At 55.2% G+C, this 6,665-nt stretch carries 9 protein-coding genes; 5 read left to right on the top strand and 4 right to left on the bottom strand.

Annotated elements, in window-relative coordinates:
- The 5 genes from APH35_RS27630 to APH35_RS27610 form a co-directional block, all read left to right on the top strand.
- Positions 1–577, top strand: a 577-nt coding sequence (locus tag APH35_RS27630) for a multicopper oxidase domain-containing protein (RefSeq protein ID WP_156341249.1), incomplete at its 5' end; no start/stop codon positions are given.
- Positions 578–591: 14 nt separating this feature from the next.
- Positions 592–915 (top strand): hypothetical protein, encoded by a 324-nt coding sequence (locus APH35_RS27625; RefSeq protein WP_012269845.1) that lies wholly within the window; start codon positions 592–594, stop codon positions 913–915.
- Positions 905–2,020, top strand: a complete 1,116-nt coding sequence (locus APH35_RS27620) for a copper resistance protein B (protein WP_011953082.1) — start codon at positions 905–907, stop codon at positions 2,018–2,020. The genes APH35_RS27625 and APH35_RS27620 overlap by 11 nt, the downstream gene beginning before the upstream one ends.
- A gap of 9 nt (positions 2,021–2,029) precedes the next feature.
- Entirely contained in the window at positions 2,030–2,809 is a 780-nt protein-coding gene (locus APH35_RS27615; RefSeq protein WP_011953081.1) for a c-type cytochrome, read from the top strand.
- The gene (locus APH35_RS27610; RefSeq protein ID WP_011953080.1) at positions 2,799–3,254 is read left to right on the top strand and encodes a DUF411 domain-containing protein; all 456 of its coding nucleotides are present in this window, start codon (positions 2,799–2,801) and stop codon (positions 3,252–3,254) included. Before APH35_RS27615 ends, APH35_RS27610 begins: the two co-directional genes overlap by 11 nt.
- 97 nt (positions 3,255–3,351) lie before the next feature.
- Here the strand turns inward: APH35_RS27610 and APH35_RS27605 are convergent, their stop codons facing one another.
- The 4 genes from APH35_RS27605 to APH35_RS29195 all read right to left on the bottom strand — a co-directional run.
- Complete coding sequence (locus tag APH35_RS27605; RefSeq protein ID WP_011953079.1) at positions 3,352–3,684, bottom strand: DUF2790 domain-containing protein; 333 nt, start codon at positions 3,682–3,684, stop codon at positions 3,352–3,354.
- A gap of 371 nt (positions 3,685–4,055) precedes the next feature.
- Complete coding sequence (locus tag APH35_RS27600; protein ID WP_010951431.1) at positions 4,056–4,415, bottom strand: histone-like nucleoid-structuring protein, MvaT/MvaU family; 360 nt, start codon at positions 4,413–4,415, stop codon at positions 4,056–4,058.
- 56 nt (positions 4,416–4,471) lie between these two features.
- On the bottom strand, positions 4,472–6,388 hold the full coding sequence (locus tag APH35_RS27595; RefSeq protein WP_010951430.1) for a TniQ family protein: 1,917 nt from the start codon (positions 6,386–6,388) through the stop codon (positions 4,472–4,474).
- Between the two features lie 75 nt (positions 6,389–6,463).
- Positions 6,464–6,665, bottom strand: a 202-nt coding sequence (locus APH35_RS29195; protein ID WP_218187679.1) for a hypothetical protein, incomplete at its 5' end; no start/stop codon positions are given.

The raw sequence follows: 6,665 nt of genomic DNA, 5'->3' as shown, positions 1-6,665 counted from the left end.
CCACGGCAACATGACCGGTATGGACCAAAGCAATATGGCCGCCAGCGGTGCCATGCAGAACCATCCCGCCTCCGAAACAAACAACCCTCTGGTCGATATGCAGACCATGACCCCTACGCCAAAGCTGAGCGATCCGGGGATCGGGCTTCGCGATAACGGGCGTCGGGTTCTCACGTATTCGGATTTGCGTAGCACCTTCATCGACCCTGACGGCCGGGAACCTGGCCGGACAATCGAACTGCACCTTACCGGGCATATGGAAAAGTTCGCTTGGTCCTTCGATGGGATCAAGTTTTCTGACGCAGAGCCGCTGCGGCTCAAGTACGGCGAGCGCCTGCGTATTACCTTGGTCAACGACACCATGATGACTCACCCCATCCATCTGCACGGCATGTGGAGTGACCTGGAGGATGAGGACGGCAATTTCATGGTGCGAAAACACACGATCGATATGCCGCCTGGCTCGAAACGAAGCTATCGCGTAACCGCAGATGCACTCGGGCGCTGGGCCTATCACTGTCACCTCATGTACCACATGGAGATGGGCATGTTCCGAGAAGTCCGCGTGGACGAATGAACTGGAGATACGAGATGAGCAAACCAATGAAACGAAGCGCCTTTTTCCTCTCTGCCGCGATGGTTGGCCTGCTCGCGGTGTACGCCCCGTCTTCCTGGTCCAGTGACAACCATGATCAGCACTCTCAAAAGTCGTCCAACGCGGCGCAATCGAACGGCTCGAAGAGCAAGCAAGCCCAGGGCATGAACCATGAAGGCATGGATCACGGCTCCATGAAAGGCATGGATCATGGCTCTATGGAGGGCATGGATCATGGTTCCATGGAAGGAATGGATCACAGCAAAATGATGGAATCGCATGGCAGCGACAAAGCTAAGGCAGGGAAAAATGGCCAATAGCGTTGCACGACCATCGCTGCTGGCATTCGCCGTTTCTTTAGGTGTGCTGGGCGTTTCGCCCAGCTTCGCCGCTGAAATGGATCATTCCGGAATGGACCACTCGGCAATGGGCCACGGTGCCATGCAGATGGACCACGCCTCATCACAGGCTGCGATGCCGGGCATGGACCACAGCCAGATGGGCGCGAGCAAGCAACCCACGCAACCTGCACCCGTTGATCACAGCAAAATGGGCCATGGCCAGCCCAAAGCGAAACCCGCCTCGATGGACCACAGCAAGATGGACCATGGAAGCATGAAAGGCATGGATCACGGGTCCATGGAAGGCATGGATCATGGCGCGATGGGTCATTCCACGATGGGAAACGGGAACGCTGATTCGCCGACCCCGACCAGCCGTACGCCAATCCCGGTGCTGACTGATGCCGACCGGCAGGCTGCCTTCCCCCCGCTTGACGGGCACAAAATGGATGACAGCGGGTTCAACAGCTTTTTCTTGCTAGACCAACTGGAATACCAAGATGCCGATGAAGGTAGCACGCTTGCTTGGGATGCATCCGGCTGGGTGGGCGGCGATATCAATAGGCTCTGGATTCGCTCGGAAGGTGAACGAACCAATGGTGTGACTGAAGATGCTGAGCTGCAGCTCCTCTATGGCCGCTCGGTAAGCCCGTGGTGGGATGTTGTCGCCGGCGTCCGGCAGGATTTCAAACCGGAGGATCCGCAGACCTGGGCTGCGTTCGGTATTCAGGGCCTGGCCCTGTATGACTTCGAAGCTGAAGCCACCGCCTTTATCGGCGAGAACGGTCAAACCGCTGCCCGTCTGGAGGGCGAGTACGACATCTTGCTAACCAATCGTTTAATTCTTCAGCCAACCGCTGAGGCCAACTTTTATGGCAAGAACGACCCGGAACGCGGCGTCGGCTCTGGCCTGGCAAACACCGAAGTCGGGCTGCGGTTACGGTACGAGATTGTTCGCCAGTTCGCGCCATACATAGGTGTCACCTGGAGCCGTTCCTACGGCAAAACCGCCGATTTCATTCGGGATGAAGGCGGGGACGTGGACGAAGCTCGTTTTGTGGCCGGTATTCGGATGTGGTTTTGAGAACTCAACATGAAAAAAACAATTACAACGCTGGTGGCGGCAGGTGCTGTTACTAGCGCAGCAGTGCTAGGTGCTGCTTACTTCGGTCTCGTGAACGTTGGTGCGGACGACCCACACTTCCCCGCTGTGCATGCGTTTTTGGCCATGGCGCGGGATCGCTCGATTGAAGTCCGAGCAAGCGACATTGAGGTGCCAAACCTTAAAGATCCTGCTCTCATCCAAGCAGGGGCAGGCAACTACAACGCCATGTGTATCGGTTGCCACCTCGCGCCAGGGGTGGAGAAAACTGAACTCAGCCAAGCCCTATACCCATCCCCACCAAACCTCACCGAGATAGGTGTAAGCGGTGACCCTGCTGCTGCGTTTTGGACCATCAAGCACGGTATCAAAGCGACAGGCATGCCAGCCTGGGGTAAGAGCATGGACGACCAGTACATCTGGGGAATCGTCGCGTTCCTGGACCAGCTACCGCAACTCAATGCTGAGCAGTACCAGATGATGGTCGCTTCCAGTGGTGGTCACCAACATGGCGGTGGCGAAAGCGATATGCATAACCATGAAGGCCAACACGGTGGTGCGAAATCAGGTCATGGAAATCATGATGATTCCGCAGCAAACGGCGTGGCTGAGGAAAGTCATGATCATGGCAGTTCGCATTCGGAGTCTTCATCAGTAGCGGAGCACCACGGTGAACACGAGTCCGGCGAGGCGCACTCGGACCACCACACAGGTTCTACTCCCAAAACCCATGTGCACAAAGACGGGAAGGAGCACACTCATGACAAGTAAGCGCCGCTTCCTCGGTTTAAGTACCGCAGCGTCACTTCTAATCGCCTCAGCCGCCTTTGCTGCGGAGCCCCTGACTATCGATGTGCACCGGGACGCTAATTGCGGTTGCTGTAAGAAATGGATAGCGCACTTGGAGGCAAACGGCTTCAAGGTCGTCGACCACGTTGAAACGGACATGAGGGCGGTGAAGCAAGAGCTAGGAGTAGCTCCGAGGCTGGCTTCGTGTCACACCGCGGTTATCGATGGCAAGTTTGTGGAAGGTCACGTCCCCGCAGCCCAGGTGCAGGAGCTCATAAAGCGCAACGACCTGGCAGGCGTCGCGGTACCTGGCATGCCCGCTGGCTCACCAGGTATGGAGGTTGATGGCATGAAACACGCCTATCAAGTCATCGGCCTCACCAAGAGTGGGGACGATCAAGTAGTTGCCAGTTATCCTGACACGTAATGCAAGATGCCCCGGGGGAAGGGCTTCTGCCGGCCAGCCGACCAGCTGCAGCGCTGGTCGTGGTCAGCTTACTCCAAGACTTACCCTGTCCCTTCGGTCAGTTTTGACCTCTACAGTTAATTCCAGCAGAGCGATATTCGAGGATTTTCAACTCACCTGTTGAGTCCTCGTAATTCATCTGTGTCGGCATCACGTCGCAGCTACCTTTGAGCGAAGTCATACTGATAACTCTCGCCACATCCAGTTTCATTCCGTAGCGATAATGGATCACTTCAGGTGGTTTTTTTCCATTGGCAGCGGCGTAGGCACGCATTGCTTGCTCATTTGCCTGAATCATCTTTCCGTGTAAGCGATCAGATCCTCCTTCAGCTAAAGCGGATGAGGAGGCGATTACGAGCATGAGGGCGGCAATGCTTTTAGCGGTGTTCATTTCTGTTACTCCATGAAGACATGAGTGAAGCTTACCGACTGGGAGCTGTCATCCACGTGATCCAGGAATTACATGTTTGTAAGCAGGCTATCGATAATGATGGCTCTGAATACACGTGAAAGCCGCGTCGTTTCAGGCTGCGACAGTTTTAATTCTCTAGCGAATCAGTCTGAACCGGCGTTTTGGGTGATTGCGACAGTTTTGCGTTTCCTCTCCAAATGGCTGCAGGCCGCGAAAGACGGGACCCTCTAGCGACAGTTTTAATTCTCTAAATCCACCACCCGCAGAAAATTTCGTCACGCCCCAGAATGGGAATTTGCATTCGGGGCGCACCACGATTCATCTCGTGCCAGAAGCCGCCTGCAGTGCAATCAATTGGCGAGCCAAGACTCGACTACCTCAGCGCCATACTCGTTTTTCCAGGCCTTAAGCGTACGCTGATTACCACCCTTGGTCTCAACAACCTCTCCGCTGTGTGGATTCTTGTAGACCTTCACTTCGCGTGGTTTCCGAGAGGTTTTTGGGGCCATATCAGTGGAAGCCACCGCTTGCGGATCGAGGATCAGCACCACTTGGCGCAGGCCGTAGCCATACTCGTTGAGCAAACTGCGCAGCTTCGTTTCAAATTCCATTTCCTGCTTCAGGGCAGAGTCATTTTTCAGCGCTTCCAGCTCCGCCAGTTGGGCTGCGAGCTGTTGTTCGAGCAGGCGGAATTCAGCGAGACGGGACATAAGATTCTCCAAAATGGGTTCGATGATTTTAGCAATCAAGAAAGAAAGCGTGCTAACTATCTTGATCCCACATGCCTGAATCGGCAATCACGAGGCTGAGCGATCGGTGTGGATAAAAACGTGATGGCTTCAGGATCGTCGATCTGGGCGGCTTCACTTGCGAGGTAATCGATCAGCTTTTTGCTTCTTACCCAAACGTACTGCCGGCAAGCCGCGTTTGGAATGGATGGCCCCGCAACGGGGCGAAACCTGGCCTCCCAAAGGTGCTTGAACGCCTCCCTGGTCGACTTCCCCAAATACACCGCAATCTCCGGTCCCAAGATATAGCCACGCCTGAATCTGTCGATGGCTTGAGGCTTAACCATCAATTGCGTACGCCGGCCTCGTTCGACAGCAGTGCTCCATAGCAGACCCAGTCGAACGAACGCGTATGCGCATTGTTCTTTGACGCCTAACAGCGCAGCAGCCTTGACTACCGACAGGCCGGGAAAGACCGGACTCTTGTTCTCAGCTCGGGCTTGTTGCCACGCTGCAAAATCTTGCGGCTTGAGTAACCACGCCCCTACCGCAACCGAGCCATTCTCAGCTGGGCCGTAAGCGCGAAGTTCACCTGCACGTATTGCCTGAACCAACTCGACCAACCCACCCCCCTTGGGCAGAGAATGCTTGGCCAAGTAGTTGATCGACACCAGGCTCTGGTCAGAGCTGGTAGGCAGCTTCTCATCAATCAATTCGTTGATCGAGCGGCAGTCAATCAGCCACCTTTCGCCTGGGCGCGGTTCTCCACCAAAGAACTGGAGGGTACCACCAGCTAGCAGCTGCCTAACCCGATTGCGACAGAGGCTTAGCAAAGTCGAGGTTTCTTTCATATCAGCCACGCCCTGGAGATGCTGCGAGATTGCCTTCAAATGATCCAGGTCCACGACCGTAAAGACTCGATCTTCATGGACCTTCTCCCGATAGGCGATTTGTCCCTCCTGATGAAGGCGTTTTATGACTGATACCCCGAGACCACAAGCTTCAGCAGCAGAATCGAACGACACCCAACGATGTCTCTCAATCGTCTCCTCACTCAAATTGCGATTTCGCTTCGCTAACGGTGCTTCCCACGCATGCTGCAGAAATGATTCGAACTCTCGACGAAGAAAGTCAAAACAAGAGTCATCCAGATCACGGTGGATGTCGTGGTATATCGGGCCGAACGATCTGCTGAGCGTCCAATGTTCGTTATCGGAATGGACTGCCTTGAGGCCACTCAGCAGTTCTCTGAATGCGAGAGGCCAGTTCATGAGAACCACGCCCGCCGCGTTTGCCATAAGCCGCGATATCTCTAGCGAACCCGAATCAGCAACCTTCAGCGGCTGGGTTCTTTCCGTAGGCAAACTTCTGACAGCGAGACGCGATGACAACTCGTGAAACTGTTCGTAGGTGAGGGCCGCCAATCCCGCGTCAGCTGGCAACGAGTCGGCGTAAAACCTATCTTCAAAGCCAGAGGTGAGCCAGGCGGCCGTATCACTCGCCGGCGCGATCTCAAAATTGGTCCCACTCAATGAGGTGCCACACGCTTGGCAACTATTCGCACTCATTGCGCTTGGATCGGTTTCCTTCAGACAGTTGGGGCACCGCCCGTGGAGTTCAGTGCCGTGGACAGAACACGTCGTAACCAGGGTCAAGCCCCAGCTTTCTCTCCAATAACCGGCTTCGCCCAAACAGATCGGACAGTAACGAGCGTGATGAGTCGTCCATAACTTGACCCCCTTGGGCCTTGGATCACGAAACTCAGCAGATACCGCAGGCCAGCTCAGTGGTCCTTCCATCATCTGCAGCCAGTCCGCAACATCGGTCTCGTCGGCTCGTGCAAAGGCGGTGAGCAGTTCCTTTCTGGGTAATCCGTTGGCTTTCGCCAGGCGCTGCAGGTACCCCAAAAGACTTTCGTCTTGGTGTGGTCGTGGGTTGATTAAAAGACCAAACATTCCTACACATCCATGAAATCGAAGACATAAAAATCAGGGGAGTAGAGCCGGGCCGATAAGCCCGGCCCTTGGCCGTCAGGTACTGCTCTCTTCGAACGTCTCAAACGGCTCCCGCTTCCCGAACAGAGGCTGGAAATTGAAGCTCGCACTGAAGGGGTTTCGATCCTCGGTGGCGTAGCTCCAAACCTCGTCTTCAAAAGCCTGGGCCAGCACAGGAAGTTCAATCCCGACAAGGTCCTGGACTTGAACCAGCCAAACAGCCCTGTCCACAATCTTG

Origin of the sequence: Pseudomonas sp. NBRC 111132, from assembly GCF_001320565.1 — a bacterium.
Taxonomy (GTDB): Bacteria; Pseudomonadota; Gammaproteobacteria; order Pseudomonadales; family Pseudomonadaceae; genus Aquipseudomonas; species Aquipseudomonas putida_P.
The sequence above is the reverse complement of the archived record's forward strand: the minus strand, read 5'-3'. Positions and strand labels throughout refer to the sequence as shown.